This window comes from Pseudomonas sp. Irchel s3a12 (assembly GCF_900187485.1).
GTDB classification, from domain to species: Bacteria; Pseudomonadota; Gammaproteobacteria; order Pseudomonadales; family Pseudomonadaceae; genus Aquipseudomonas; species Aquipseudomonas neuropathica.
On record NZ_FYDN01000007.1, the window covers coordinates 293,377 to 318,321 of the forward strand.

35 protein-coding genes are annotated in these 24,945 nt (G+C 54.8%); all 35 read right to left on the bottom strand.

From position 1 onward, the window contains the following. Nucleotides 1–2 precede the first annotated feature (2 nt). Nucleotides 3–470, bottom strand: coding sequence for a bacterioferritin (gene bfr / locus CKW14_RS14420; RefSeq protein ID WP_007918444.1), 468 nt, complete (start codon nt 468–470; stop codon nt 3–5). Between the two features lie 149 nt (nt 471–619). Beyond that, nucleotides 620–2,074 (bottom strand): catalase, encoded by a 1,455-nt coding sequence (locus CKW14_RS14425; RefSeq protein ID WP_095048837.1) that lies wholly within the window; start codon nt 2,072–2,074, stop codon nt 620–622. A gap of 240 nt (nt 2,075–2,314) precedes the next feature. After that, nucleotides 2,315–2,701: a 50S ribosomal protein L17 gene (rplQ, locus tag CKW14_RS14430; RefSeq protein WP_003176402.1), complete on the bottom strand. Its 387-nt coding sequence runs from the start codon at nt 2,699–2,701 to the stop codon at nt 2,315–2,317. A 42-nt stretch (nt 2,702–2,743) separates the two neighbouring features. Then, complete coding sequence (rpoA, locus tag CKW14_RS14435; RefSeq protein WP_003186012.1) at nt 2,744–3,745, bottom strand: DNA-directed RNA polymerase subunit alpha; 1,002 nt, start codon at nt 3,743–3,745, stop codon at nt 2,744–2,746. A 22-nt stretch (nt 3,746–3,767) separates the two neighbouring features. Then, a complete protein-coding gene (rpsD, locus tag CKW14_RS14440; RefSeq protein ID WP_003176404.1) occupies nt 3,768–4,388 on the bottom strand; it encodes a 30S ribosomal protein S4 in 621 nt (206 codons plus the stop codon). An 18-nt stretch (nt 4,389–4,406) separates the two neighbouring features. After that, on the bottom strand, nt 4,407–4,796 hold the full coding sequence (rpsK, locus tag CKW14_RS14445) for a 30S ribosomal protein S11 (protein ID WP_002555466.1): 390 nt from the start codon (nt 4,794–4,796) through the stop codon (nt 4,407–4,409). A 30-nt stretch (nt 4,797–4,826) separates the two neighbouring features. Further along, nucleotides 4,827–5,183 (bottom strand): 30S ribosomal protein S13, encoded by a 357-nt coding sequence (rpsM, locus tag CKW14_RS14450; RefSeq protein ID WP_003186020.1) that lies wholly within the window; start codon nt 5,181–5,183, stop codon nt 4,827–4,829. A 130-nt stretch (nt 5,184–5,313) separates the two neighbouring features. Next, on the bottom strand, nt 5,314–5,430 hold the full coding sequence (rpmJ, locus tag CKW14_RS14455; protein ID WP_002555468.1) for a 50S ribosomal protein L36: 117 nt from the start codon (nt 5,428–5,430) through the stop codon (nt 5,314–5,316). A 27-nt stretch (nt 5,431–5,457) separates the two neighbouring features. Next, a complete protein-coding gene (secY, locus tag CKW14_RS14460) occupies nt 5,458–6,786 on the bottom strand; it encodes a preprotein translocase subunit SecY (RefSeq protein WP_003228718.1) in 1,329 nt (442 codons plus the stop codon). Beyond that, the gene (gene rplO, locus CKW14_RS14465; protein WP_003228720.1) at nt 6,787–7,224 is read right to left on the bottom strand and encodes a 50S ribosomal protein L15; all 438 of its coding nucleotides are present in this window, start codon (nt 7,222–7,224) and stop codon (nt 6,787–6,789) included. Nucleotides 7,225–7,227: 3 nt separating this feature from the next. After that, nucleotides 7,228–7,404 carry a 50S ribosomal protein L30 gene (rpmD, locus tag CKW14_RS14470; protein WP_003176408.1) on the bottom strand — a complete coding sequence of 59 codons (177 nt, stop codon included), beginning with the start codon at nt 7,402–7,404 and terminating at the stop codon, nt 7,228–7,230. A gap of 2 nt (nt 7,405–7,406) precedes the next feature. Continuing rightward, a complete protein-coding gene (gene rpsE, locus CKW14_RS14475) occupies nt 7,407–7,907 on the bottom strand; it encodes a 30S ribosomal protein S5 (RefSeq protein WP_003186035.1) in 501 nt (166 codons plus the stop codon). Between the two features lie 3 nt (nt 7,908–7,910). Continuing rightward, the gene (gene rplR, locus CKW14_RS14480; RefSeq protein WP_003186037.1) at nt 7,911–8,261 is read right to left on the bottom strand and encodes a 50S ribosomal protein L18; all 351 of its coding nucleotides are present in this window, start codon (nt 8,259–8,261) and stop codon (nt 7,911–7,913) included. Between the two features lie 10 nt (nt 8,262–8,271). After that, a complete protein-coding gene (gene rplF, locus CKW14_RS14485) occupies nt 8,272–8,805 on the bottom strand; it encodes a 50S ribosomal protein L6 (protein ID WP_003176412.1) in 534 nt (177 codons plus the stop codon). A gap of 12 nt (nt 8,806–8,817) precedes the next feature. After that, nucleotides 8,818–9,210, bottom strand: a complete 393-nt coding sequence (gene rpsH / locus CKW14_RS14490) for a 30S ribosomal protein S8 (RefSeq protein ID WP_007918458.1) — start codon at nt 9,208–9,210, stop codon at nt 8,818–8,820. A 209-nt stretch (nt 9,211–9,419) separates the two neighbouring features. Beyond that, nucleotides 9,420–9,725: a 30S ribosomal protein S14 gene (gene rpsN / locus CKW14_RS14495; RefSeq protein WP_003228726.1), complete on the bottom strand. Its 306-nt coding sequence runs from the start codon at nt 9,723–9,725 to the stop codon at nt 9,420–9,422. Between the two features lie 13 nt (nt 9,726–9,738). Further along, complete coding sequence (rplE, locus tag CKW14_RS14500; RefSeq protein WP_003176415.1) at nt 9,739–10,278, bottom strand: 50S ribosomal protein L5; 540 nt, start codon at nt 10,276–10,278, stop codon at nt 9,739–9,741. A 20-nt stretch (nt 10,279–10,298) separates the two neighbouring features. Continuing rightward, on the bottom strand, nt 10,299–10,613 hold the full coding sequence (gene rplX / locus CKW14_RS14505) for a 50S ribosomal protein L24 (RefSeq protein ID WP_008081905.1): 315 nt from the start codon (nt 10,611–10,613) through the stop codon (nt 10,299–10,301). Nucleotides 10,614–10,624: 11 nt separating this feature from the next. Further along, nucleotides 10,625–10,993, bottom strand: coding sequence for a 50S ribosomal protein L14 (rplN, locus tag CKW14_RS14510; RefSeq protein ID WP_002555479.1), 369 nt, complete (start codon nt 10,991–10,993; stop codon nt 10,625–10,627). 23 nt (nt 10,994–11,016) lie between these two features. Then, nucleotides 11,017–11,283, bottom strand: coding sequence for a 30S ribosomal protein S17 (rpsQ, locus tag CKW14_RS14515; protein ID WP_003194644.1), 267 nt, complete (start codon nt 11,281–11,283; stop codon nt 11,017–11,019). 2 nt (nt 11,284–11,285) lie between these two features. Further along, entirely contained in the window at nt 11,286–11,477 is a 192-nt protein-coding gene (gene rpmC / locus CKW14_RS14520; protein WP_002555481.1) for a 50S ribosomal protein L29, read from the bottom strand. Continuing rightward, entirely contained in the window at nt 11,477–11,890 is a 414-nt protein-coding gene (gene rplP, locus CKW14_RS14525; RefSeq protein WP_007896757.1) for a 50S ribosomal protein L16, read from the bottom strand. The genes rpmC and rplP overlap by 1 nt, the downstream gene beginning before the upstream one ends. A 12-nt stretch (nt 11,891–11,902) precedes the next feature. Next, on the bottom strand, nt 11,903–12,589 hold the full coding sequence (gene rpsC / locus CKW14_RS14530) for a 30S ribosomal protein S3 (RefSeq protein ID WP_003176422.1): 687 nt from the start codon (nt 12,587–12,589) through the stop codon (nt 11,903–11,905). A 13-nt stretch (nt 12,590–12,602) separates the two neighbouring features. After that, nucleotides 12,603–12,935 (bottom strand): 50S ribosomal protein L22, encoded by a 333-nt coding sequence (gene rplV, locus CKW14_RS14535; RefSeq protein WP_003103908.1) that lies wholly within the window; start codon nt 12,933–12,935, stop codon nt 12,603–12,605. 11 nt (nt 12,936–12,946) lie between these two features. Further along, a complete protein-coding gene (rpsS, locus tag CKW14_RS14540; protein ID WP_011336172.1) occupies nt 12,947–13,222 on the bottom strand; it encodes a 30S ribosomal protein S19 in 276 nt (91 codons plus the stop codon). Nucleotides 13,223–13,238: 16 nt separating this feature from the next. Continuing rightward, a complete protein-coding gene (gene rplB, locus CKW14_RS14545) occupies nt 13,239–14,063 on the bottom strand; it encodes a 50S ribosomal protein L2 (RefSeq protein WP_003228734.1) in 825 nt (274 codons plus the stop codon). Nucleotides 14,064–14,077: 14 nt separating this feature from the next. Further along, complete coding sequence (gene rplW, locus CKW14_RS14550; protein ID WP_002555488.1) at nt 14,078–14,377, bottom strand: 50S ribosomal protein L23; 300 nt, start codon at nt 14,375–14,377, stop codon at nt 14,078–14,080. Next, nucleotides 14,374–14,976: a 50S ribosomal protein L4 gene (gene rplD, locus CKW14_RS14555; protein ID WP_007918468.1), complete on the bottom strand. Its 603-nt coding sequence runs from the start codon at nt 14,974–14,976 to the stop codon at nt 14,374–14,376. The genes rplW and rplD overlap by 4 nt, the downstream gene beginning before the upstream one ends. A 12-nt stretch (nt 14,977–14,988) precedes the next feature. After that, nucleotides 14,989–15,624: a 50S ribosomal protein L3 gene (rplC, locus tag CKW14_RS14560; protein WP_003228738.1), complete on the bottom strand. Its 636-nt coding sequence runs from the start codon at nt 15,622–15,624 to the stop codon at nt 14,989–14,991. 80 nt (nt 15,625–15,704) lie between these two features. Next, nucleotides 15,705–16,016 (bottom strand): 30S ribosomal protein S10, encoded by a 312-nt coding sequence (gene rpsJ / locus CKW14_RS14565; protein WP_003186070.1) that lies wholly within the window; start codon nt 16,014–16,016, stop codon nt 15,705–15,707. A gap of 157 nt (nt 16,017–16,173) precedes the next feature. Further along, nucleotides 16,174–17,367: an elongation factor Tu gene (tuf, locus tag CKW14_RS14570; RefSeq protein WP_064361246.1), complete on the bottom strand. Its 1,194-nt coding sequence runs from the start codon at nt 17,365–17,367 to the stop codon at nt 16,174–16,176. A 31-nt stretch (nt 17,368–17,398) separates the two neighbouring features. Continuing rightward, a complete protein-coding gene (gene fusA, locus CKW14_RS14575; RefSeq protein ID WP_016984188.1) occupies nt 17,399–19,504 on the bottom strand; it encodes an elongation factor G in 2,106 nt (701 codons plus the stop codon). 30 nt (nt 19,505–19,534) lie between these two features. Continuing rightward, nucleotides 19,535–20,008 carry a 30S ribosomal protein S7 gene (gene rpsG / locus CKW14_RS14580; RefSeq protein WP_007916467.1) on the bottom strand — a complete coding sequence of 158 codons (474 nt, stop codon included), beginning with the start codon at nt 20,006–20,008 and terminating at the stop codon, nt 19,535–19,537. A 107-nt stretch (nt 20,009–20,115) separates the two neighbouring features. Further along, on the bottom strand, nt 20,116–20,487 hold the full coding sequence (rpsL, locus tag CKW14_RS14585; RefSeq protein ID WP_003186084.1) for a 30S ribosomal protein S12: 372 nt from the start codon (nt 20,485–20,487) through the stop codon (nt 20,116–20,118). Nucleotides 20,488–20,703: 216 nt separating this feature from the next. After that, complete coding sequence (gene rpoC / locus CKW14_RS14590) at nt 20,704–24,903, bottom strand: DNA-directed RNA polymerase subunit beta' (RefSeq protein WP_034156498.1); 4,200 nt, start codon at nt 24,901–24,903, stop codon at nt 20,704–20,706. Nucleotides 24,904–24,945 lie beyond the last annotated feature (42 nt).

The following is a 24,945-nucleotide window of genomic DNA, read 5'->3' on the forward strand; positions in this document are numbered from 1 at the left end:
AATCAGGAAGTGTGAGATTGCAGGTAATTCTCGAGACCGATCAGCTTGATCAGGCCCAACTGCTTTTCCAGCCAGTAGGTGTGATCTTCTTCGGTGTCGTTCAACTGCACGCGCAGGATCTCGCGGCTGACATAGTCTTTGTGCTGCTCGCACAGCTCAATGCCTTTGCACAGCGCAGCGCGGACTTTGTACTCAAGACGCAGATCGGCTTCGAGCATCTCCGGCACAGTGGTGCCGACATCCAGATCATCCGGACGCATACGCGGCGTGCCTTCGAGCATCAGAATCCGGCGCATCAACGCATCAGCGTGACCGGCTTCTTCTTCCATCTCATGGTTGATTCGCTCGTAGAGCTTGGTGAACCCCCAGTCCTCATACATCCGCGAATGAACGAAATATTGATCACGCGCGGCCAGTTCGCCGGTCAGCAACGTGTTGAGGTAATCGATTACGTCTGGGTGGCCTTGCATCGCCCTACATCTCCCTACTTGAAAGTCTGTAGTTTGAACCAAGCTGACCGGAAGGTCACCCGATTCGCGCAATAAAAGCGAAGATATTCTTAGAAAAGCAGCCTAAATAACGCAAAAACCGCCCGAATGAGGGCGGTTCTGCTTCTCGTTTAGACTTCGTTAAGCTGTACGTTGAGCAGCTTTGCGATTGCTTCTCCATACGCCGGATCGGCCTTGTAGAAGTGCTGCAACTGGCGGTCGACGATATCAGTGGAAACGCCCGCCATGGCACCGGCGATATTGCTGACCAGCAATGCTCTCTGATCGTCGCTCATCAGGCGGAACAGCGCACCTGCGTGGCTGTAGTAATCGGTATCTTCGCGGTGATCGTAGCGATCGGCAGAACCACTCAAGGCCAGCGCTGGTTCAGCGTAATGCGGAGCTTGTTTCGGCGCTTCGGTGTAGCTGTTCGGTTCGTAGTTAGGTGCTGCACCACCGTTGCTGCCGAACGCCATCGAGCCATCGCGCTGGTAAGTGTTCACCGGGCCGCGTGGCGCGTTTACCGGCAGTTGCTGGTGATTGGTACCCACGCGGTAGCGGTGAGCATCAGCGTACGCAAATACGCGCCCCTGCAGCATCCGATCTGGCGACAGACCAACTCCCGGCACCATGTTGCTTGGGCCGAAAGCAGCTTGCTCGACTTCAGCGAAGTAGTTCAGCGGGTTGCGGTTCAGTTCCAGTTCACCAACTTCGATCAGCGGGAATTCTTTTTGCGACCAGGTCTTGGTGACGTCGAACGGGTTTTCGTAATGCGCTGCGGCCTGGGCCTCAGTCATGATCTGGATGCATACGCGCCATTTTGGGAAGTCGCCGCGCTCAATGGCTTCGAACAGGTCGCGCTGGGCGTAATCCGGATCAGTTCCGGCCAGACGTGCTGCATCTGCGGGGGCGAGATTCTTGATGCCCTGTTTGGTTTTGTAGTGCCATTTCACCCAGTGACGCTCGCCTTGGGCGCTAATCAGACTGTAAGTGTGGCTGCCGAAGCCGTGCATGTGACGGTAGCCGTCAGGAATACCGCGATCAGAGAACAGAATGGTGACCTGGTGCAGCGCTTCAGGCGAATGCGACCAGAAGTCCCACATCATCTGCGCGCTTTTCAGGTTGCTTTGCGGCAGGCGTTTCTGGGTGTGGATAAAGTCTGGAAATTTCAGCGGATCACGAATGAAGAACACTGGCGTGTTGTTACCCACGATGTCCCAGTTACCTTCTTCGGTGTAGAACTTCAACGCGAAACCCCGTGGATCGCGCTCGGTGTCGGCAGAACCGCGCTCACCGCCTACCGTCGAGAAACGCAGGAACGTCGGGGTTTGCTTGCCAACAGATTCAAACAGCTTGGCGCTGGTGTATTCCGTGATATCGCGGGTAACGGTGAATGTGCCGTAAGCTCCCGAGCCTTTAGCATGAACGCGACGCTCAGGAATGTTTTCACGGTTGAAGTGGGCGAGCTTCTCGATCAGGTGAAAGTCGTCGAGCAGCAACGGGCCACGTGGGCCGGCGGAGCGAGAATTCTGGTTGTCAGCGACAGGTGCGCCACTGGCGGTCGTAAGCGTTTTGATCTGGCTCATACGGTCTTCTTCCTCTGTCAGTCTTCAAACTGCCGGCTAATCGGCTTGCTGGGAAGTATCGATCATCCATGTGACACCTACAAATTCATTAACTTGCAAGCATCGATAGATAATTACTAATTATGTTTCCCGGCGCATAGTGACAACAGAGACATGTCAGAAGCTTGTATGAACAGCGCATTTTCTTGCGGACACAAAAAACCGGGCACTAGGCCCGGTTCTTTGTTTCAGACTGACGTCTTACTCGGCGGATACAGCTTCGCCAGCAGTAGCACGATCAACCAACTCGACGTACGCCATAGGCGCGTTGTCGCCAGCGCGGAAACCGCACTTGAGGATGCGCAGGTAGCCACCCTCACGGGTAGCGTAACGCTTGCCCAGGTCGTTGAAGAGCTTACCAACGATAGCTTTCGAACGAGTACGGTCGAAAGCCAGACGACGGTTAGCCAGGCTGTCTGTCTTGGCCAGAGTGATCAGCGGCTCAGCAACGCGACGCAGTTCTTTGGCTTTTGGCAGAGTAGTTTTGATCAGCTCGTGCTCGAACAGCGACACCGCCATGTTTTGGAACATGGCCTTGCGGTGCGAGCTGGTGCGGCTCAGGTGACGACCACTTTTACGATGACGCATGGTTCATTCCTTACCAAACACTACGTTCGGTGATTACGACGATCAGGCAGTCGCCTTGTCGTCCTTCTTAAGACTTGCAGGCGGCCAGTTGTCGAGGCGCATGCCGAGGGACAGACCGCGGGAGGCCAGAACGTCCTTGATTTCAGTCAAGGATTTCTTGCCCAGGTTCGGAGTCTTCAACAGCTCTACTTCGGTACGCTGAATCAGGTCACCGATGTAGTAGATGTTTTCCGCCTTAAGGCAGTTAGCCGACCGTACAGTCAGTTCCAGATCGTCAACCGGGCGAAGCAGGATCGGATCGATCTCGTCTTCCTGCTCGACAACCACTGGCTCACTGTCACCTTTGAGGTCGACGAACGCAGCCAACTGCTGTTGCAGGATGGTTGCAGCGCGGCGAATAGCCTCTTCAGGATCCAGAGTACCGTTGGTTTCCAGATCAATAACCAGCTTGTCCAGGTTGGTACGCTGCTCGACACGGGCGTTTTCCACCACGTATGCGATACGGCGAACCGGGCTGAACGAAGAGTCAAGCTGCAAGCGACCGATGCTGCGGCTTTCATCTTCATCGCTCTGACGCGAGTCGGCTGGTTCATAACCACGACCACGAGCTACGGTGAGCTTCATGTTCAGGGCGCCGTTAGACGCCAGGTTAGCGATTACGTGATCGGGATTAACGATCTCGACATCATGATCCAGCTGAATATCGGCAGCGGTAACCACCCCCGAACCCTTCTTCGACAAGGTCAGCGTAACTTCGTCACGACCGTGCAGCTTGATGGCCAGACCTTTAAGGTTCAACAGGATTTCAATTACGTCTTCCTGTACACCTTCGATGGCGCTGTACTCGTGGAGCACACCGTCAATCTCGGCCTCGACTACTGCGCAGCCGGGCATTGAGGACAACAGGATGCGTCGCAGCGCGTTGCCCAGGGTGTGGCCAAAACCACGCTCGAGAGGCTCGAGAGTGATCTTGGCGCGGGTTGGACTGACAACCTGCACATCAATGTGGCGGGGTGTCAGGAACTCATTTACCGAAATCTGCATGGATGCACCTATTTTCTAGCCCTTACTTGGAGTAGAGCTCGACAATCAGGCTTTCGTTGATGTCGGCGGACAGATCACTGCGAGCAGGAACGTTCTTGAAAACGCCCGACTTCTTCTCAGTGTCTACTTCTACCCATTCTACGCGGCCACGTTGGGCACACAGATCGAGAGCTTGGACAATGCGAAGTTGGTTTTTTGCTTTCTCGCGAACTGCAACAACGTCACCAGCACGAACCTGATACGACGGAACGTTTACGGTCTGACCGTTAACGCTGATCGACTTGTGCGATACCAGCTGACGGGATTCGGCACGAGTCGAACCAAAGCCCATACGGTATACAACGTTGTCCAGACGGCATTCGAGCAGTTGCAGCAGGTTTTCACCGGTTGCACCTTTCTTGCCAGCAGCTTCTTTGTAGTAGCCGCTGAACTGACGCTCGAGAACGCCGTAGATACGACGGACCTTCTGCTTTTCACGCAGTTGGGTGCCGTAATCGGACTGGCGACCGCGGCGTTGGCCGTGGATACCAGGTGCTGCTTCAATGTTGCACTTCGATTCGATCGCGCGCACGCCGCTCTTCAGGAAGAGATCGGTGCCTTCGCGACGAGCGAGTTTGCATTTTGGACCAATGTAACGAGCCATTCTTTACAATCTCCTGGATTACACGCGGCGCTTCTTCGGCGGACGGCACCCGTTGTGCGGGATTGGCGTCACGTCGGTGATGCTGGCGATCTTGTAGCCACAGCCGTTCAAAGCGCGGACTGCGGATTCACGACCTGGACCTGGGCCCTTGACGTTAACGTCGAGGTTTTTCAGGCCGTATTCCAGCGCAGCTTGACCAGCACGTTCAGCAGCTACTTGAGCAGCAAACGGGGTGGACTTGCGGGAACCGCGGAAACCCGAACCACCGGAGGTAGCCCAGGAAAGAGCGTTACCTTGACGGTCGGTAATGGTCACGATGGTGTTGTTAAAAGATGCATGGATGTGGGCGATGCCATCAACCACTGTCTTTTTAACTTTTTTACGAGGACGAGCAGCAGGTTTTGCCATGATTAAATTCCTGTCGATTCGCTGGGGCGATTACTTGCGGATCGGCTTACGCGGACCTTTACGGGTACGCGCGTTGGTCTTGGTACGCTGACCGCGTACTGGCAGACCACGACGATGACGCAGACCGCGATAGCAACCGAGGTCCATCAAGCGCTTGATTTTCATGTTGATTTCGCGACGCAGGTCACCTTCAGTGGTGAACTTCGCCACTTCGCCACGCAGCTGTTCAATTTGCTCGTCGCTCAGATCTTTGATCTTTGCTGCTGGGTTTACCCCAGTCACTGCACAGATCTTCTGCGCAGTAGTGCGACCAACACCATAGATGTAGGTCAGCGAGATAACAGTATGCTTGTTATCTGGAATGTTAACGCCTGCAATACGGGCCATTCAGTGGGACTCCAATTGACAGCTACCTACGCCCCGGAAGCCAAGAAATAGGGCGCGAGATAATATCGCTGTAATAACAAATAATCAACCCGGTAGCGCACTAGCTACCGGGCTTGAAGCACAATCACACTCAGCCTTGGCGCTGTTTGTGACGCGGTTCCGCGCTGCAAATTACTCGAACAACACCTTCGCGGCGAATAATCTTGCAGTTACGGCACAGCTTTTTCACCGATGCACGAACTTTCATCACCAACTCCTCGAACCTTATGGGTACTCAGCGCAACATGCCGCTGCCGTAACCCTTCAGGTTGGCTTTCTTCATCAGGGATTCGTACTGGTGCGAAACGAGGTGCGATTGTACTTGGGACATGAAGTCCATCACAACCACGACCACGATCAGCAACGAGGTCCCGCCAAGGTAGAACGGAACGTTTGCTGCAACCACCAGGAACTGGGGCAACAGGCACACGGCCGTCATGTAAAGAGCACCGAACATGGTCAAGCGGGTCAGAACGCCATCAATGTAGCGCGCAGACTGCTCACCTGGACGGATGCCCGGAATAAAGGCACCGGACTTCTTCAGGTTTTCCGCTACGTCTTTCGGATTGAACATCAACGCCGTATAGAAGAAGCAGAAGAAAATAATCCCTGCACTAAACAGCAGAATATTCAACGGCTGACCAGGAGCGATCGACTGCGAGATGTCCTGCAACCAGCCCATACCTTCAGACTGACCGAACCAGGCACCCAACGAAGCCGGGAACAGCAAAATGCTGCTCGCGAAAATAGCCGGAATAACACCGGCCATGTTCACCTTCAACGGCAGGTGGCTAGTCTGCGCAGCAAAAACCTTGCGGCCCTGCTGACGCTTGGCGTAGTGAACAGCGATACGACGCTGACCACGCTCAATGAACACCACGAAACCGATAATCGCTACTGCCAGCAAACCGATGGCAACCAAGGCGAAGATGTTGATATCGCCCTGACGCGCAGACTCGAAAGACTGCCCGATTGCTCTCGGAAGACCGGCGACGATACCCGAAAAAATCAACATCGAGATACCGTTACCTACACCACGCTCAGTAATCTGCTCACCCAGCCACATCATGAACATCGCACCAGCCACAAAAGTGGATACCGCGACGAAATGGAAGCCAAAGTCACCAGTGAACGCAACGCCCTGCCCTGCCAGACCAATGGACATGCCAATAGCCTGAACGAGAGCGAGGACGACGGTGCCGTAGCGGGTGTACTGGCTGATCTTGCGACGGCCAGCTTCACCTTCCTTCTTCAACTGCTCCAGCTGCGGACTGACGGCGGTCATCAGTTGCATGATGATCGATGCCGAAATGTACGGCATGATCCCCAATGCAAAGATGCTCATCCGTTCCAGCGCGCCGCCGGAGAACATGTTGAACAAGCTAAGAATGGTCCCCTCATTCTGTCGAAACAGGTCTGCGAGTCGGTCCGGGTTGATACCTGGAACCGGGATGTGTGCGCCTATTCGGTAGACGATAATCGCCAGGAACAGAAAACGCAGACGAGCCCAGAGTTCAGACATACCGCCTTTGCCGAGCGCAGAGAGAGCACCTTGCTTAGCCATTTATTCCTCGAACTTGCCGCCAGCTGCTTCGATAGCCGCACGCGCACCTTTGGTGGCGCCGATTCCCTTGCCGATAGTGACAGCGCGAGTCACTTCACCGGACAGCATGATTTTCACACGCTGTACGTTGACGTTGATCACGTTGGCATCTTTCAGGGACTGCACGGTGACGATGTCGCCTTCCACTTTAGCCAGCTCGGACAGACGCACTTCTGCGCGGTCCATGGCTTTCAGGGAAACGAAACCGAACTTCGGCAGGCGACGATGCAGCGGCTGTTGACCGCCTTCAAAGCCTGGAGCAATGGTGCCACCGGAGCGGGAGGTCTGACCTTTGTGACCACGGCCACCAGTCTTACCCAAACCGCTACCGATACCACGGCCCGGACGATGCTTTTCGCGACGGGAACCCGGCGCTGGACTCAGATCATTGAGTTTCATCGATTAACCCTCGACACGCAGCATGTAGTAAGCCTTGTTGATCATCCCGCGATTCTCGGGAGTATCCTGGACTTCTACAGTGTGACCGATGCGACGCAGACCCAGACCCTTAACGCACAGTTTGTGGTTAGGGATGCGGCCGGTCATGCTTTTGATCAGCGTTACTTTAACGGTAGCCATGATCAGAAGATCTCCTTGACGCTTTTGCCACGCTTGGCGGCAATGGATTCAGGAGACTGCATAGCTTTCAAACCTTTGAAAGTGGCGTGAACCACGTTTACCGGGTTAGTCGAGCCGTAGCACTTGGCCAGAACGTTCTGAACGCCAGCAACTTCGAGGACAGCGCGCATAGCGCCGCCAGCGATGATACCGGTACCTTCAGAAGCAGGCTGCATGTACACCTTCGAAGCGCCGTGAGCGGACTTCATTGCGTACTGCAGAGTGGTGCCGTTCAGATCAACTTGGATCATGTTGCGGCGAGCAGCTTCCATTGCCTTCTGGATCGCAGCAGGCACTTCACGCGACTTGCCACGGCCGAAGCCAACACGCCCTTTACCATCACCAACCACGGTCAACGCGGTGAAAGTGAAGATACGGCCGCCTTTAACGGTTTTGGCTACGCGGTTAACTTGAACCAGCTTCTCAATGTAGCCTTCGTCGCGCTTTTGGTCGTTATTTGACATAACTTAGAACTCCAGCCCAGCTTCACGAGCAGCATCAGCCAGCGCTTTAACGCGGCCGTGGTACTTGAAGCCAGAGCGGTCGAAAGCCACTTGCGAGACGCCAGCGGCCTTAGCACGCGTAGCGACCAGCTGGCCAACCTTTGTGGCCGCGTCGATGTTGCCAGTGGCGCCATCACGCAGTTCTTTATCCAAAGTCGAGGCACTTGCCAGGACTTTGTTGCCGTCGGCCGAGATGACCTGGGCGTAAATGTGCTGCGACGAGCGGAACACGCAGAGACGCACGACTTCGAGTTCGTGCATTTTCAGGCGTGCTTTGCGAGCGCGACGCAGTCGAGTAACTTTTTTGTCGGTCATTTGCTATGCCCTACTTCTTCTTGGCTTCTTTACGACGGACGACTTCGTCCGCGTAGCGCACACCTTTGCCTTTGTACGGCTCTGGTGGACGGAAGTCGCGGATCTCAGCGGCCACTTGACCTACCAGCTGCTTGTCGATGCCCTTGATCAGGATATCGGTCTGGCTAGGAGTCTCAGCGGTGATGCCTTCCGGCAGTTCGTAATCCACTGGGTGCGAGAAGCCAAGGGCCAGGTTCAAAACCGTGCCTTTTGCTTGCGCCTTGTAACCAACACCGACCAGCTGGAGCTTGCGCTCGAAGCCTTGGCTTACGCCTTGGACCATGTTGTTTACCAACGCACGCGTGGTACCGGCCATTGCGCGAGTTTGTTGATCGCCATTGCGAGCAGCGAAACGCAGCTCACCAGCTTCTTCAACGATCTCAACGGACGAATGGATGTTCAGTTCAAGAGTACCCTTGGCACCCTTCACCGAAAGCTGTTGGCCTGCGAATTTTACTTCGACACCGGCTGGCAGCTTAACGGGGTTCTTAGCGACGCGAGACATGCTTATCCCCCCTTAGAACACAGTGCAAAGAACTTCGCCGCCGACACCGGCAGCGCGCGCAGCACGATCCGTCATCACACCTTTGTTGGTGGAGACGATAGACACGCCAAGACCGCCACGAACTTTCGGCAGATCTTCAACGGACTTGTACTGACGCAGGCCTGGACGACTAACGCGCTTCACTTCTTCGATAACCGGACGGCCTTCGAAGTACTTCAGCTCGATGGACAACGACGGCTTAGCGTCGGTGGTGATCTGAAAATCCGCGATGTAACCTTCGTCCTTCAGGACTTTTGCTACAGCCACCTTCAGCGTGGAAGACGGCATGCTTACGACAGACTTTTCAGCCATCTGGGCATTACGGATTCGAGTTAGCATGTCCGCTAACGGGTCCTGCATACTCATGGGCTAGACGCTCCTAATACAGAAAAATTAGCCTTACGGCTACTACTTGTCGCCGAGAACTTCCGGGCATGAAAAACACGGGCTCAGGCGAGCCGGTCATTCTAGACACACCCCAGAAATGAATCAAGCCCCAAAAGGGGCTTGATTCAGATTCAAGGCCACCGATGGTCAGGTTCTTGGGAACCCGAACATCGAGACTTTGACAACAATTACCAGCTGGCTTTAACCAGACCTGGTACGTCACCACGCATTGCAGCTTCACGCAGCTTGTTACGGCCAAGGCCGAACTTGCGGTAAACGCCGTGCGGACGACCAGTCAGGCGGCAACGGTTACGCATGCGCGAAGCGCTTGCGTCACGTGGTTGCTTCTGCAGAGCTACGGTAGCTTCCCAACGCGCTTCTGGACTTGCGTTCAGATCAACGATGATAGCTTTCAGCGCTGCACGCTTGGTGGCGTACTTGGCAACGGTGAGCTGACGCTTCAGCTCACGGTTTTTCATGCTCTTCTTGGCCATTTTCCTACTCCAATCAGTTGCGGAACGGGAATTTGAAAGCACGCAGCAGAGCGCGGCCTTCATCATCGTTCTTGGCAGTGGTGGTCAGGGTAATGTCCAGACCGCGGAGAGCATCGATCTTGTCGTAGTCGATTTCCGGGAAAATGATCTGCTCTTTCACGCCCATGCTGTAGTTGCCACGACCATCGAAGGACTTGGCATTCAGGCCGCGGAAGTCGCGAACCCGAGGCAGGGAGATCGACAGCAGACGATCCAGGAACTCGTACATACGCTCACGGCGCAGAGTCACCTTGACGCCGATCGGCCATCCTTCACGGACTTTAAAGCCAGCGATGGATTTACGAGCGTAGGTCACAACGACTTTTTGGCCGGTGATCTTTTCCAGGTCAGCAACAGCATGCTCGATGACTTTTTTGTCACCAACAGCTTCGCCCAAACCCATGTTCAGGGTGATTTTTGTAACGCGTGGAACTTCCATCACGTTCGAAAGCTTAAGTTCTTCCTTAAGCTTCGGTGCGATTTCCTTCCAGTAAATCTCTTTTAGTCGTGCCATGGTCTTCTACCTAGCAGTGTTCAAGCATCAACCGCTTTTTGGGTCGACTTGAAGACACGAATTTTCTTGCCGTCTTCTACTTTGAAACCAACGCGGTCAGCCTTGTTGGTTTCGCCGTTGAAAATGGCGACGTTAGAAGCGTCCAGTGGAGCTTCTTTTTCGACGATACCGCCTTGCACGCCCGACATCGGGTTAGGCTTGGTATGACGCTTTACCAGGTTCAGACCGCTGATAACCAGACGGTTATTAGCAAGAACCTTGAGCACCTTACCGCGCTTACCTTTGTCTTTGCCGGCGATCACGATGATCTCGTCGTCACGACGAATCTTTTGCATGTCGGATCTCCTTACAGCACTTCTGGGGCGAGCGAGACGATCTTCATGAACTTCTCAGTACGAAGTTCACGGGTCACTGGCCCAAAGATACGGGTGCCGATCGGCTCTTGCTTGTTGTTCAGAAGAACAGCAGCGTTGCCATCAAAGCGGATAATGGAGCCATCAGCACGACGTACGCCGTGACGAGTGCGGACTACAACAGCAGTCATCACTTGGCCTTTTTTCACTTTACCGCGAGGAATTGCTTCCTTCACGGTAACTTTGATGATGTCACCGATACCAGCGTAACGACGATGGGAGCCACCCAGCACCTTGATGCACATAACACGGCGAGCGCCGCTGTTATCGGCCACATCGAGCATGGATTGAGTCTGAATCATATAATTTCTCCGACCCCTAGTCCTTAGACTTCCACAGCGCGTTCGAGAACATCAACCAGCGCCCAAGACTTGGTCTTGGCCATAGGACGAGTTTCACGAATAGTGACTTTGTCGCCGATGTGGCACTGGTTGGTTTCGTCGTGCGCGTGCAGCTTAGTCGAACGCTTAACGTATTTACCGTAGATCGGGTGCTTTACGCGACGCTCGATCAGTACGGTGATGGTTTTGTCCATCTTGTCGCTGACAACACGGCCAGTCAGCGTACGGACAGTTTTTTCGGCTTCAGCCATGATCACTTACCTGCCTGCTGGTTGAGCACAGTCTTCACGCGAGCGATGTCACGTTTAACTTGCGAGAGCAGATGAGACTGCCCCAACTGGCCAGTTGCTTTCTGCATACGCAGATTGAACTGGTCGCGCAGCAAGCCGAGCAGTTGCTCGTTCAGCTGCTGTGCGGATTTTTCACGAAGTTCATTCGCTTTCATCACATCACCGTCCGTTTAACAAAGGCGGTGGCGAGCGGCAGCTTTGCAGCAGCCAGGGCAAAAGCCTCACGCGCCAGCTCTTCAGAAACACCCTCGATTTCATACAGGACTTTGCCTGGCTGAATCTGGGCAACCCAGTACTCCACACTACCCTTACCTTTACCCATACGAACTTCGAGGGGCTTTTTGGAAATAGGCTTGTCCGGGAATACACGGATCCAGATCTTGCCGCCACGTTTAACGTGACGGGTCAGAGCACGACGCGCTGACTCGATCTGACGAGCGGTGAGACGACCACGAGCTACAGACTTCAGCGCGAACTCGCCGAAGCTGACTTTGCTACCGCGCTGAGCCAGACCACGGTTGTGGCCTGTCATCTGCTTGCGGAACTTCGTACGCTTAGGTTGCAACATTTGGCGTACCCCTTACTTAGCAGCTTTTTTACGAGGCGCTGGTGCTTGTGGTTTCAGCTCTTCTTGGCGACCACCAATAACTTCGCCTTTGAAGATCCAAACCTTTACACCGATCACACCGTAAGTGGTGTGAGCTTCGTAGTTGGCATAGTCGATGTCGGCACGCAGGGTGTGCAATGGCACACGACCTTCGCGATACCATTCAGTACGTGCGATTTCAGCACCGCCGAGACGACCGCTCACTTGGATTTTGATGCCCTTGGCACCAATGCGCATGGCGTTCTGTACTGCGCGCTTCATAGCGCGACGGAACATTACACGACGCTCCAGCTGCTGAGCTACGCTCTGCGCAACCAGCATACCGTCGAGCTCCGGCTTGCGGATCTCTTCGATATTGATGTGCACAGGCACACCCATTTGCTTGGTCAGGTCCTGACGCAGTTTCTCAACATCTTCACCTTTCTTCCCGATAACGATACCTGGACGAGCGGTGTGGATGGTGATACGTGCAGTTTGGGCCGGACGATGGATATCGATACGGCTTACGGACGCGCTTTTTAGTTTGTCTTGGAGATACTCACGCACTTTCAGATCTGCGAACAAGTAGTCCGCATAAGTCCGACCGTCTGCGTACCAGACGGAGGTGTGCTCCTTGACGATTCCCAGGCGAATGCCAATGGGATGTACTTTCTGACCCATCTCTTCGACTCCGTTACTTGTCAGCAACCTTGACAGTGATATGGCAAGACCGCTTGACGATGCGATCAGCACGGCCTTTGGCACGTGGCATGATGCGCTTCAGCGAACGCCCTTCGTTGACGAAAACGGTGCTGACCTTCAGGTCATCAACGTCTGCGCCTTCGTTATGCTCGGCGTTGGCTACGGCCGACTCCAGCACTTTCTTCATGATCTCGGCGGCTTTCTTACTGCTGAAAGCCAACAAGTTGAGCGCTTCGCCCACCTTCTTCCCGCGGATCTGGTCGGCGACCAAGCGGGCTTTCTGGGCGGAGATTCGAGCGCCCGACAACTTAGCGGCTACTTCCATTTCCTAACCCCTTAACGCTTGGCTTTCTTGTCAGCCACGTGCCCGCGATAGTTGCGGGTACCGGCGAACTCGCCCAGTTTGTGGCCGACCATGTCTTCGTTAACGAGAACTGGGACGTGCTGACGACCGTTGTGTACTGCGATGGTCAGACCGACCATTTGTGGCAGGATCATCGAACGACGCGACCAAGTCTTAATTGGTTTGCGATCGTTCTTTTCCGCCGCCACTTCGATCTTCTTCAGTAGGTGAAGATCAATAAAAGGACCTTTTTTCAGAGAACGTGGCACTGTCGTATCCCTCTATTTACTTGCGACGACGGACGATCATTTTGTCGGTACGCTTATTACCACGAGTCTTCGCGCCCTTAGTCGGGAAGCCCCATGGCGATACCGGATGACGACCACCAGAGGTACGACCTTCACCACCACCATGTGGGTGGTCAACCGGGTTCATGGCAACACCACGAACGGTTGGGCGAACGCCACGCCAGCGCTTGGCACCAGCTTTACCCAGCGAACGCAGGCTGTGCTCGGAGTTCGAGACTTCGCCCAGGGTCGCACGGCATTCAGCCAGTACTTTACGCATTTCACCGGAACGCAGACGCAGGGTAACGTAAACGCCTTCACGAGCGATCAGCTGAGCCGAAGCACCAGCGGAACGAGCGATCTGTGCGCCTTTACCTGGCTTCAGTTCGATGCCGTGTACGGTAGAACCCACTGGAATGTTGCGCAGTTGCAGAGCGTTGCCTGGCTTGATTGGAGCCAGAGCGCCTGCTATCAGCTGGTCGCCAGCACTCACGCCTTTAGGGGCGATGATGTAGCGGCGCTCGCCGTCTGCGTAGCAGAGCAGTGCGATGTGAGCAGTACGGTTTGGATCGTATTCGATACGCTCGACAGTGGCGACGATGCCATCTTTGTCGTTGCGACGGAAATCGACCATACGATAATGCTGCTTATGACCACCACCGATGTGACGCGTGGTAATACGGCCATTGTTGTTACGACCACCAGTCTTCGATTTTTTCTCGAGCAGCGGTGCGTGAGGAGCGCCTTTATGCAGCTCCTGGTTGACCACCTTGACCACAAAACGGCGGCCAGGGGAAGTCGGTTTGCATTTAACGATTGCCATGATGCACCCCTTCCTTACTCAGCACTGCTGCTGAAATCGAGATCTTGGCCTGGCTGAAGGGAGATAACTGCCTTCTTCCAGTCATTACGCTTGCCCAGACCGCGAGCAGTGCGCTTGCTCTTACCCAGAACATTCAGGGTAGTGACGCGCTCTACTTTCACGCTGAACAGGCTTTCGACGGCCTTCTTGATTTCCAGCTTGGTTGCGTCAGTAGCAACCTTGAAAACGAACTGGCCTTTCTTGTCTGCCAGAACCGTAGCCTTCTCGGAAACGTGCGGGCCAAGCAGAACTTTAAATACGCGTTCCTGGTTCATCCCAGCAGCTCCTCGAATTTCTTCACGGCCGACACGGTGATCAACACCTTGTCGTATGCGATCAGACTAACTGGATCGGAACCTTGAACATCACGTACATCTACGTGCGGCAGGTTGCGAGCAGCCAGGTACAGGTTCTGATCAACAGCGTCCGACACGATCAAAACGTCGGTCAGGCTCATGTTGTTCAGCTTGCCCAGCAGATCTTTGGTTTTCGGAGTTTCAACAGCGAAATCCTGAACCACGACCAGGCGATCAGTACGCACCAGCTCAGCAAGGATGGAACGCATTGCTGCGCGGTACATCTTCTTGTTCAGCTTCTGGGAGTGATCCTGTGGACGTGCTGCAAAAGTGGTACCGCCGCCACGCCAGATTGGGCTACGGATAGTACCGGCACGAGCACGGCCAGTACCTTTCTGACGCCATGGGCGCTTACCGCCACCACGAACGTCGGAACGGGTCTTTTGCTGCTTGGTACCTTGACGGCCGCCGGCCATGTAGGCCACGACTGCTTGGTGAACCAGCGTCTCGTTGAATTCGCCGCCAAATGTCAGTTCGGAAACTTCGATCGCTTGAGCGTCATTTACATTTAATTGCATGTCAGCTTCCCCTTAACCGCGAGCCTTGGCTGCTGGACGTACAACCAGGTTGCCGCCAGTAGCGCCAGGAACAGCACCCTTGACCAACAACAGATTGCGTTCAGCGTCCACGCGCACTACTTCCAGGGACTGCACGGTCACGCGCTCAGCGCCCATATGACCGGACATTTTTTTGCCCTTGAATACACGACCAGGAGTCTGGCACTGGCCGATAGAGCCTGGGACGCGGTGGGATACGGAGTTACCGTGGGTGTTATCTTGCCCGCGGAAATTCCAACGCTTGATCGTACCCTGGAAGCCTTTACCCTTGGACTGACCGGTTACATCAACCAGTTGACCAGCGGCGAAGATTTCAGCGTTGATCAGATCGCCAGCCTGGTACTCGCCTTCTTCAAGACGGAATTCCATGGTAGTGCGACCAGCGGCAACGTTCGCTTTAGCGAAGTGGCCAGCCTGAGCTGCTGTTACACGCGAAGCACGACGCTCGCCGACAGTGACTTGCACTGCACGATAGCCATCGGTCTCTTCAGTTTTGAACTGGGTGACGCGATTCGGCTCGATCTCAATGACCGTGACCGGAATGGAGACACCTTCTTCGGTGAAAATACGGGTCATACCGCATTTACGACCGACTACACCAATAGTCATGTTGTAAACCTCATGAGTGTACGGGGCTTTCACCCGCTATGGCCGCCCATTTCAGAGCGTTACACGACTAAGACCGAGTCTTAGCCGAGGCTGATCTGCACTTCCACACCGGCCGCAAGATCAAGCTTCATAAGAGCATCAACGGTTTTATCCGTTGGCTGGACGATGTCCAGAACGCGCTTATGAGTGCGGATTTCGTACTGGTCGCGCGCGTCTTTGTTGACGTGCGGAGAAACCAGAACGGTGAACCGCTCTTTACGGGTAGGCAGTGGAATTGGACCACGCACTTGAGCACCAGTACGTTTCGCGGTTTCCACGATTTCCTGGGTTGATTGGTCGATCAGGCGATGGTCGAAAGCCTTCAACCTGATACGGATTTGCTGATTTTGCATTGGATTTCAGACTCCGGCTGCTATTCCCACCGAGCGCAATACGCCCGTTAAAAGGAGGCGCAATTCTATAGACGCCCCAGATAGGTGTCAACCCAATAAAAAAGCCCCCGCTGAGCGGGGGCTTTTTCAAAGCATCAAGCAAACTCTAAAAAGAGAATTACTCGATGATTTTAGCTACGACGCCAGCGCCGACGGTACGACCGCCTTCACGGATAGCGAAACGCAGACCATCTTCCATCGCGATGGTTTTGATCAGGGTAACAGTCATCTGAATGTTGTCACCTGGCATTACCATTTCAACGCCTTCTGGCAGCTCGCAGTTACCAGTCACGTCAGTAGTACGGAAGTAGAACTGTGGACGGTAGCCTTTGAAGAACGGAGTGTGACGACCGCCTTCTTCCTTGCTCAGAACGTAAACTTCTGCAGTGAACTTGGTGTGCGGCTTAACCGAACCCGGCTTAACCAGAACCTGACCACGCTCAACGTCGTCACGCTTGGTACCACGCAGCAGAACGCCGCAGTTCTCGCCAGCACGACCTTCGTCGAGCAGCTTGCGGAACATTTCAACACCGGTGCAAGTAGTAACGGTGGTGTCACGCAGACCAACGATTTCCAGCGGATCCTGAACGCGAACGATACCGCGCTCGATACGACCAGTCACAACAGTACCGCGACCCGAGATCGAGAATACGTCTTCGATTGGCATCAGGAATGGCTTGTCGATCATACGAACTGGTTCTGGGATGTAAGCATCCAGAGTCTCAACCAGTTTCTTGACGGCAGTGGTGCCCATCTCGTTGTCGTCTTTGCCTTCCAGAGCCATACGAGCCGAACCGATGATGATTGGAGTGTCATCGCCCGGGAAGTCGTAGGTGGACAGCAGGTCGCGAACTTCCATCTCAACCAGTTCCAGCAGCTCAGCGTCGTCTACCAGGTCAGCCTTGTTCAGGAAAACCACGATGTACGGAACGCCTACCTGACGGGACAGCAGGATGTGCTCACGGGTTTGTGGCATCGGACCATCAGCGGCCGAGCAAACCAGAATAGCGCCGTCCATTTGAGCAGCACCGGTGATCATGTTCTTCACATAGTCAGCGTGACCCGGGCAGTCGACGTGAGCGTAGTGACGGATCTTCGAGTTGTACTCAACGTGTGCGGTGTTGATGGTGATACCGCGAGCTTTTTCTTCTGGTGCGCTGTCGATCTTGTCGAAGTCAACGATTGCGGAACCGAAAACTTCGGAGCAAACGCGAGTCAGAGCAGCAGTCAGAGTGGTTTTACCGTGGTCAACGTGACCGATGGTGCCAACGTTGACGTGCGGTAGGGAACGATCAAATTTTTCTTTAGCCACGACAATTAACTCCTAGCCTAAAGGGGCTGAATCAGCCTTGTTTTTTGGTTACGGATTCGACGATGTGCGACGGAGCCGTATCGTATTTTTTGAATTCCATAGAGTAGCTTGCGCGACCCTGGGACATGGAACGAACGTCGGTCGCATAACCGAACATCTCACCCAGTGGAACCTCGGCACGGATAACCTTGCCGGACACTGTGTCTTCCATACCCTGGATCATGCCACGACGACGGTTAAGGTCGCCCATCACATCACCCATATAGTCTTCAGGCGTAACAACCTCTACAGCCATGATCGGCTCAAGCAACTCACCACCGCCCTTCTGGGCCAGCTGCTTGGTCGCCATGGAGGCAGCCACTTTAAACGCCATCTCGTTGGAGTCGACGTCGTGGTAAGAACCATCGAACACGGTAGCCTTCAGGCCGATCAGCGGATAGCCGGCAACAACGCCGTTCTTCATCTGCTCTTCGATACCCTTCTGGATAGCCGGGATGTATTCCTTAGGAACCACACCACCTACAACTTCGTTCACGAACTGCAGACCTTCCTGACCTTCGTCAGCAGGAGCAAAACGGATCCAGCAATGGCCGAACTGACCACGACCGCCGGACTGACGAACGAACTTGCCTTCGATTTCACAGTTCTTCGTGATGCGCTCACGATACGAAACCTGAGGCTTGCCGATGTTGGCTTCGACGTTGAACTCACGGCGCATCCGGTCAACCAGGATGTCCAGGTGCAGCTCGCCCATGCCGGAGATGATCGTCTGACCAGTCTCTTCATCAGTTTTAACGCGGAAAGACGGGTCTTCCTGAGCAAGCTTGCCCAGAGCGATACCCATTTTTTCCTGGTCATCCTTGGTCTTAGGCTCTACGGCAACCGAAATAACCGGCTCCGGGAAGTCCATGCGAACCAGGATGATTGGCTTGTCAGCGTTGCAGAGGGTTTCACCAGTGGTGACGTCCTTCATGCCGATCAGGGCCGCGATGTCACCAGCGCGTACTTCCTTGATCTCTTCACGGGCGTTTGCGTGCATTTGCACCATACGACCCACGCGCTCTTTTTTACCTTTAACCGAGTTGATCACGCCGTCACCGGAGTTCAACACGCCCGAGTAAACACGGACGAAGGTCAAGGTACCCACGAATGGGTCGGTAGCGATCTTGAACGCCAGAGCCGAGAACGGCTCCGCATCGTCTGCATGACGCTCCAGCTCGATTTCCTCGTTATCAGGGTCAGTACCCTTGATCGCAGGAATGTCGGTCGGTGCAGGCAGGAAGTCGATAACGGCGTCGAGAACCAGGGGAACCCCCTTGTTCTTGAACGAAGAACCGCAAACAGCCAGAACGATTTCGCCGGCGATAGTACGCTGACGCAAAGCAGCTTTGATCTCTTCGATCGACAGCTCTTCGCCTTCCAGGTACTTGTTCATCAGCTCTTCGTTGGCTTCAGCAGCAGCTTCAACCATGTTGTTGCGCCACTCTTCAGCCAGCTCTTGGAGCTCAGCAGGAATGTCCTTGCGAACAGGGACCATACCTTTGTCAGAGTCATTCCAGTAGACAGCTTGCATGTTGATCAGATCGATCTGACCCTGGAAGTTGTCTTCGGAACCGATGGCCAACTGGATCGGCACCGGAGTGTGACCCAGACGCTGCTTGATCTGACCGATCACGCGCAGGAAGTTGGCACCAGCACGGTCCATCTTGTTTACGTAAACAAGACGTGGAACACCGTATTTGTTGGCTTGACGCCATACGGTTTCCGACTGAGGCTCAACACCCGAAGTACCGCAGAACACAACGACAGCGCCGTCGAGTACGCGCAGGGAACGCTCAACTTCAATAGTGAAGTCAACGTGGCCCGGGGTATCGATCACGTTGAAGCGGTGCTCGTCCTTGTACTGCTTCTCGGAACCTTTCCAGAAAGCGGTGATGGCAGCAGAAGTAATGGTAATACCACGCTCCTGCTCCTGCACCATCCAGTCTGTGGTCGCGGCGCCATCATGCACCTCGCCCATTTTGTGACTTTTGCCGGTGTAAAAAAGGACGCGCTCGGTGGTGGTGGTTTTACCAGCATCCACGTGAGCGACGATACCGATGTTACGGTAGCGGCTAATCGGAGTAGTACGAGCCATAAAGCCCTCGCAAAATTAGTGAAGCTAAAATTAGAAGCGGTAGTGCGAGAAAGCTTTGTTGGCTTCAGCCATACGGTGCACGTCTTCACGCTTCTTAACAGCAGCACCTTTACCTTCAGCAGCATCCAGCAGTTCGCCAGCCAAACGCAGAGCCATAGACTTCTCGCCACGCTTACGGGCGAAGTCTACCAACCAGCGCATTGCCAGAGCGTTACGACGGGAAGGACGAACCTCGACCGGAACCTGGTAAGTAGCACCACCAACGCGGCGCGACTTCACTTCGACCAGCGGAGCGATGGCGTCGAGTGCTTTTTCGAAGAGTTCCAGGGGATCGGTGCCAGCCTTACGGGTCGCAACGGTTTCCAGGGCACCATAAACGATACGCTCGGCAACGGCTTTCTTGCCGCTTTCCATAACGTGGTTCATGAATTTGGCGAGGATCTGGCTTCCGTATTTCGGATCGTCCAGAATCTCACGCTTTGCTGCTACGCGACGTCTTGGCATGATAAGCCCTCAAGCGGTCTTCAGGTTAGCTCGGGACAGATCCAATGGATGCGTGCCCGACCTTACTCTTATCGACTCAATAAAATGAAAATCTGCAAAACGGCCGATTACTTCGGACGCTTGGTACCGTACTTCGAACGACCCTGGTTACGGCCTTTAACGCCGGAAGTATCCAAGGAGCCGCGAACGGTGTGGTAACGAACACCTGGCAAGTCTTTTACACGACCGCCGCGGATCAGTACCACGCTGTGCTCTTGCAGGTTGTGACCTTCACCACCGATGTACGAGGAAACCTCGAAACCGTTGGTCAGGCGCACACGGCATACTTTACGGAGTGCCGAGTTAGGTTTTTTCGGCGTGGTGGTGTACACACGGGTGCACACGCCACGACGTTGCGGGCAGTTCTGCAGCGCAGGTACGTCGGATTTCTCGACGATACGCTTACGCGGCTGACGTACCAGCTGGTTGATAGTTGCCATCTACTAGCTCCACTGTTGTCTTGCGACGCTATTGTCTTGCAAGAAAAGCAAAATGGCAGGAACGAATTCCCGCCAAATTTAGGGGATCAAGAGTCTAAAGAGGATCTTGTCCCCAGTCAAGGCAAGGCCCCGACCTCCCCGCCCTTCGAACCTCGACAAAATGTCTCGATTCGATGAACGGAGCGATCAGGGCCTTACGCTCATTTACCGCAGAACTCAGTTACCGCTCGAGTTCAGCGCTTCAGTCAGTGCAGCTTCCACTTCACTGGCGCTTACGCGCAACGGCTTGTCAGCATCACGGCGACGCTTGCGCTCGCTGTGATATGCCAGACCGGTACCGGCCGGGATCAGACGACCCACGACTACGTTTTCTTTCAGGCCGCGCAGGTAATCGCGCTTGCCGGTGACTGCCGCTTCGGTCAGTACGCGGGTAGTTTCCTGGAAGGAAGCTGCCGAGATGAACGATTCGGTGGACAACGACGCCTTGGTGATACCCAACAGAACGCGAGTGTACTTGGAGACGAACTTGTCTTCGCCGCCCAAACGCTCGTTTTCTACCAGTACGTGAGTCAGTTCCATCTGGTCGCCCTTGATGAAACTCGAATCGCCGGATTCAGCGATTTCAACTTTACGCAGCATCTGACGCAGGATGGTCTCGATGTGCTTATCGTTGATCTTCACGCCTTGCAGACGGTAAACGTCCTGGATCTCGTTAACGATGTACTTGGCCAGCGCACTCACACCCAGCAGACGCAGGATGTCGTGCGGATCGCTTGGACCGTCGGAGATAACTTCGCCGCGGTTTACCTGTTCGCCTTCGAACACGTTCAGGTGACGCCACTTCGGAATCAGCTCCTCGTACGGATCGCTACCGTCGTTCGGGGTAATAACCAGACGGCGCTTGCCTTTGGTTTCTTTACCGAACGCGATGGTGCCGCTGACCTCAGCCAGAATCGACGCTTCTTTCGGACGACGAGCTTCGAACAAGTCGGCAACACGCGGCAGACCACCGGTGATGTCACGGGTCTTCGAAGTTTCTTGCGGGATACGAGCGATAACATCACCGATCGCAATCTTCGCACCGTCAGCCACACCGACCAGGGCGTTGGCTGGCAGGAAGTACTGAGCGATAACGTCAGTGCCTGGCAGCAACAGATCCTTGCCGTTGTCGTCGACCATCTTCACTGCTGGACGGATTTCTTTGCCCGCAGCTGGACGATCTTTCGCGTCGAGTACTTCAATGTTGGTCATACCGGTCAATTCGTCAGTCTGACGCTTGATCGTGATGCCTTCTTCCATGCCCACGTACGTCACGGTACCTTTCATTTCGGTAACGATCGGGTGAGTGTGCGGATCCCACTTGGCCACGATTGCGCCAGCGTCGACCTTGTCACCTTCTTTAACCGAAATCACAGCACCGTACGGCAGCTTGTAACGCTCACGCTCACGACCGAAGTCATCAGCGATCGCCAGCTCACCGGAACGGGACACAGCAACCAGGTGACCATCCACTCGCTCAACATGCTTCAGGTTGTGCAGACGGACGGTACCGCCATTCTTCACCTGAACGCTGTCAGCTGCGGAAGTACGGCTAGCCGCACCACCGATGTGGAACGTACGCATCGTCAGCTGGGTACCCGGCTCACCGATGGACTGGGCAGCGATAACGCCGACCGCTTCACCGATGTTTACCTGGTGACCACGAGCCAGATCACGGCCGTAGCACTTGGCGCAAATGCCATAGCGGGTTTCGCAGCTGATCGGCGAACGCACGATCACTTCGTCGATGCTGTTCAGCTCGATGAACTCAACCCACTTCTCGTCTACCAGAGTGCCGGCAGGAACGATAACGTCCTCGGTACCTGGCTTGAATACGTCACGGGCAATAACACGACCCAATACGCGCTCACCCAACGGCTCTACAACGTCACCGCCTTCAATGTGCGGAGTCATCAGCAGACCGTGTTCGGTGCCGCAATCGATCTCGGTTACAACCAGATCCTGCGCCACGTCTACCAGACGACGAGTCAGGTAACCGGAGTTCGCAGTTTTCAACGCGGTATCCGCCAGACCCTTACGAGCACCGTGAGTAGAGATGAAGTACTGAAGTACGCTCAAACCTTCACGGAAGTTCGCAGTAATCGGCGTTTCGATGATGGAACCGTCCGGCTTGGCCATCAGACCACGCATACCGGCCAGCTGACGAATCTGTGCTGCGGAACCCCGCGCACCCGAGTCGGCCATCATGTACATCGAGTTGAAAGACTCTTGATCGACTTCAACGCCGTGACGGTCGATAACCTTCTCTTTCGAGAGGTTGGCCATCATTGCCTTGGAAACTTCGTCGTTCGCTTTCGACCAAAGGTCGATCACTTTGTTGTACTTCTCGCCCTGGGTTACCAGGCCGGAGGCGTACTGGCTCTCGATCTCTTTCACTTCGTCGGTGGCAGCACCGATGATGCGGGCTTTCTCGTCAGGGATAACGAAGTCGTTAACACCGATGGAAACGCCGGAGATGGTCGAGTAAGCGAAACCGGTGTACATCAACTGGTCAGCGAAGATCACGGTCTCTTTCAGACCAACCACGCGGTAGCACTGGTTGATCAGCTTGGAGATCGCCTTTTTCTTCATCGGCAGGTTGACGACGTCGTACGACAGACCTTTTGGCACAACCTGGAACAGCAGCGCACGGCCGACAGTGGTGTCGACGATACGGGTGCCGCTTACGCTGTTGCCGTCACGGTCGTTGACGGTTTCGTTGATACGAACCTTAACCTTGGCGTGCAGTGCGGCTTCGCCGGCACGGAACACACGGTCAACTTCCTGCAGATCCGCAAATACACGACCTTCACCTTTGGCGTTGATCGCTTCACGAGTCATGTAGTACAGACCCAATACAACGTCCTGCGACGGAACGATGATTGGCTCACCGTTGGCTGGCGACAGAATGTTGTTGGTCGACATCATCAACGCACGCGCTTCGAGCTGGGCTTCCAGCGTCAGCGGTACGTGCACGGCCATTTGGTCGCCGTCGAAGTCGGCGTTGTACGCGGCGCAGACCAGAGGGTGCAGCTGGATAGCCTTACCTTCGATCAGTACCGGTTCAAACGCCTGGATACCCAGACGGTGAAGGGTCGGTGCACGGTTGAGAAGAACCGGGTGTTCGCGAATCACTTCAGCGAGAACGTCCCAAACCTCTGGCAGCTCGCGCTCGACCATTTTCTTGGCTGCTTTGATGGTGGTCGCGAGACCACGCATTTCCAGCTTGCCGAAAATGAACGGCTTGAACAGCTCGAGAGCCATCTTCTTCGGCAGACCGCACTGGTGCAGACGCAGGGTCGGGCCTACGGTAATTACCGAACGACCGGAGTAGTCAACACGCTTACCGAGCAAGTTCTGACGGAAACGACCCTGCTTACCCTTGATCATGTCAGCCAGGGATTTCAGAGGACGCTTGTTCGAACCGGTGATAGCACGGCCACGACGACCGTTGTCGAGCAGAGCATCGACAGCTTCCTGCAACATACGCTTTTCGTTGCGCACGATGATGTCCGGAGCGGACAGATCCAGCAGGCGCTTCAAACGGTTGTTACGGTTGATCACTCGACGATACAGATCGTTGAGGTCGGAAGTCGCGAAGCGACCGCCATCCAGCGGGACCAGTGGACGCAGATCTGGCGGCAGAACCGGCAGAACGGTCAGCACCATCCACTCTGGCAGGTTGCCGGAACCCTGGAAGGCTTCCATCAACTTCAGACGCTTGGACAGCTTCTTGATCTTGGTTTCGGAGTTGGTTTGCGGAATTTCTTCACGCAGACGGCCAATCTCGTGTTCCAGGTCGATAGCGTGCAACAGTTCACGGACAGCTTCAGCACCCATGCGGGCGTCGAAGTCATCACCGAACTCTTCCAGCGCTTCGAAGTACTGCTCGTCGTTCAGCAGCTGACCTTTTTCAAGAGTGGTCATGCCTGGATCGATAACGACATAGCTCTCGAAGTAGAGAACGCGTTCGATATCACGCAGGGTCATGTCCATCAGCAGGCCGATACGGGACGGCAGCGATTTCAGGAACCAGATGTGGGCAACCGGCGAAGCCAGTTCGATGTGCGCCATGCGCTCACGACGAACCTTGGCCAGTGCAACTTCAACGCCGCACTTCTCGCAGATCACACCACGGTGCTTCAAGCGCTTGTACTTACCGCACAGGCACTCGTAATCCTTTACCGGGCCAAAGATCTTGGCGCAGAACAGGCCGTCACGCTCAGGTTTGAACGTACGGTAGTTGATGGTTTCCGGCTTTTTAACTTCACCGAACGACCATGAGCGGATCATCTCAGGCGAGGCCAATCCGATACGGATGGCGTCGAACTCTTCGACTTGACCCTGGTTTTTCAGCAAATTCAGTAGGTCTTTCAAGGCCTTTCCTCCTGGCGGAGCAGAGAGCGGGCAATCCTGCCC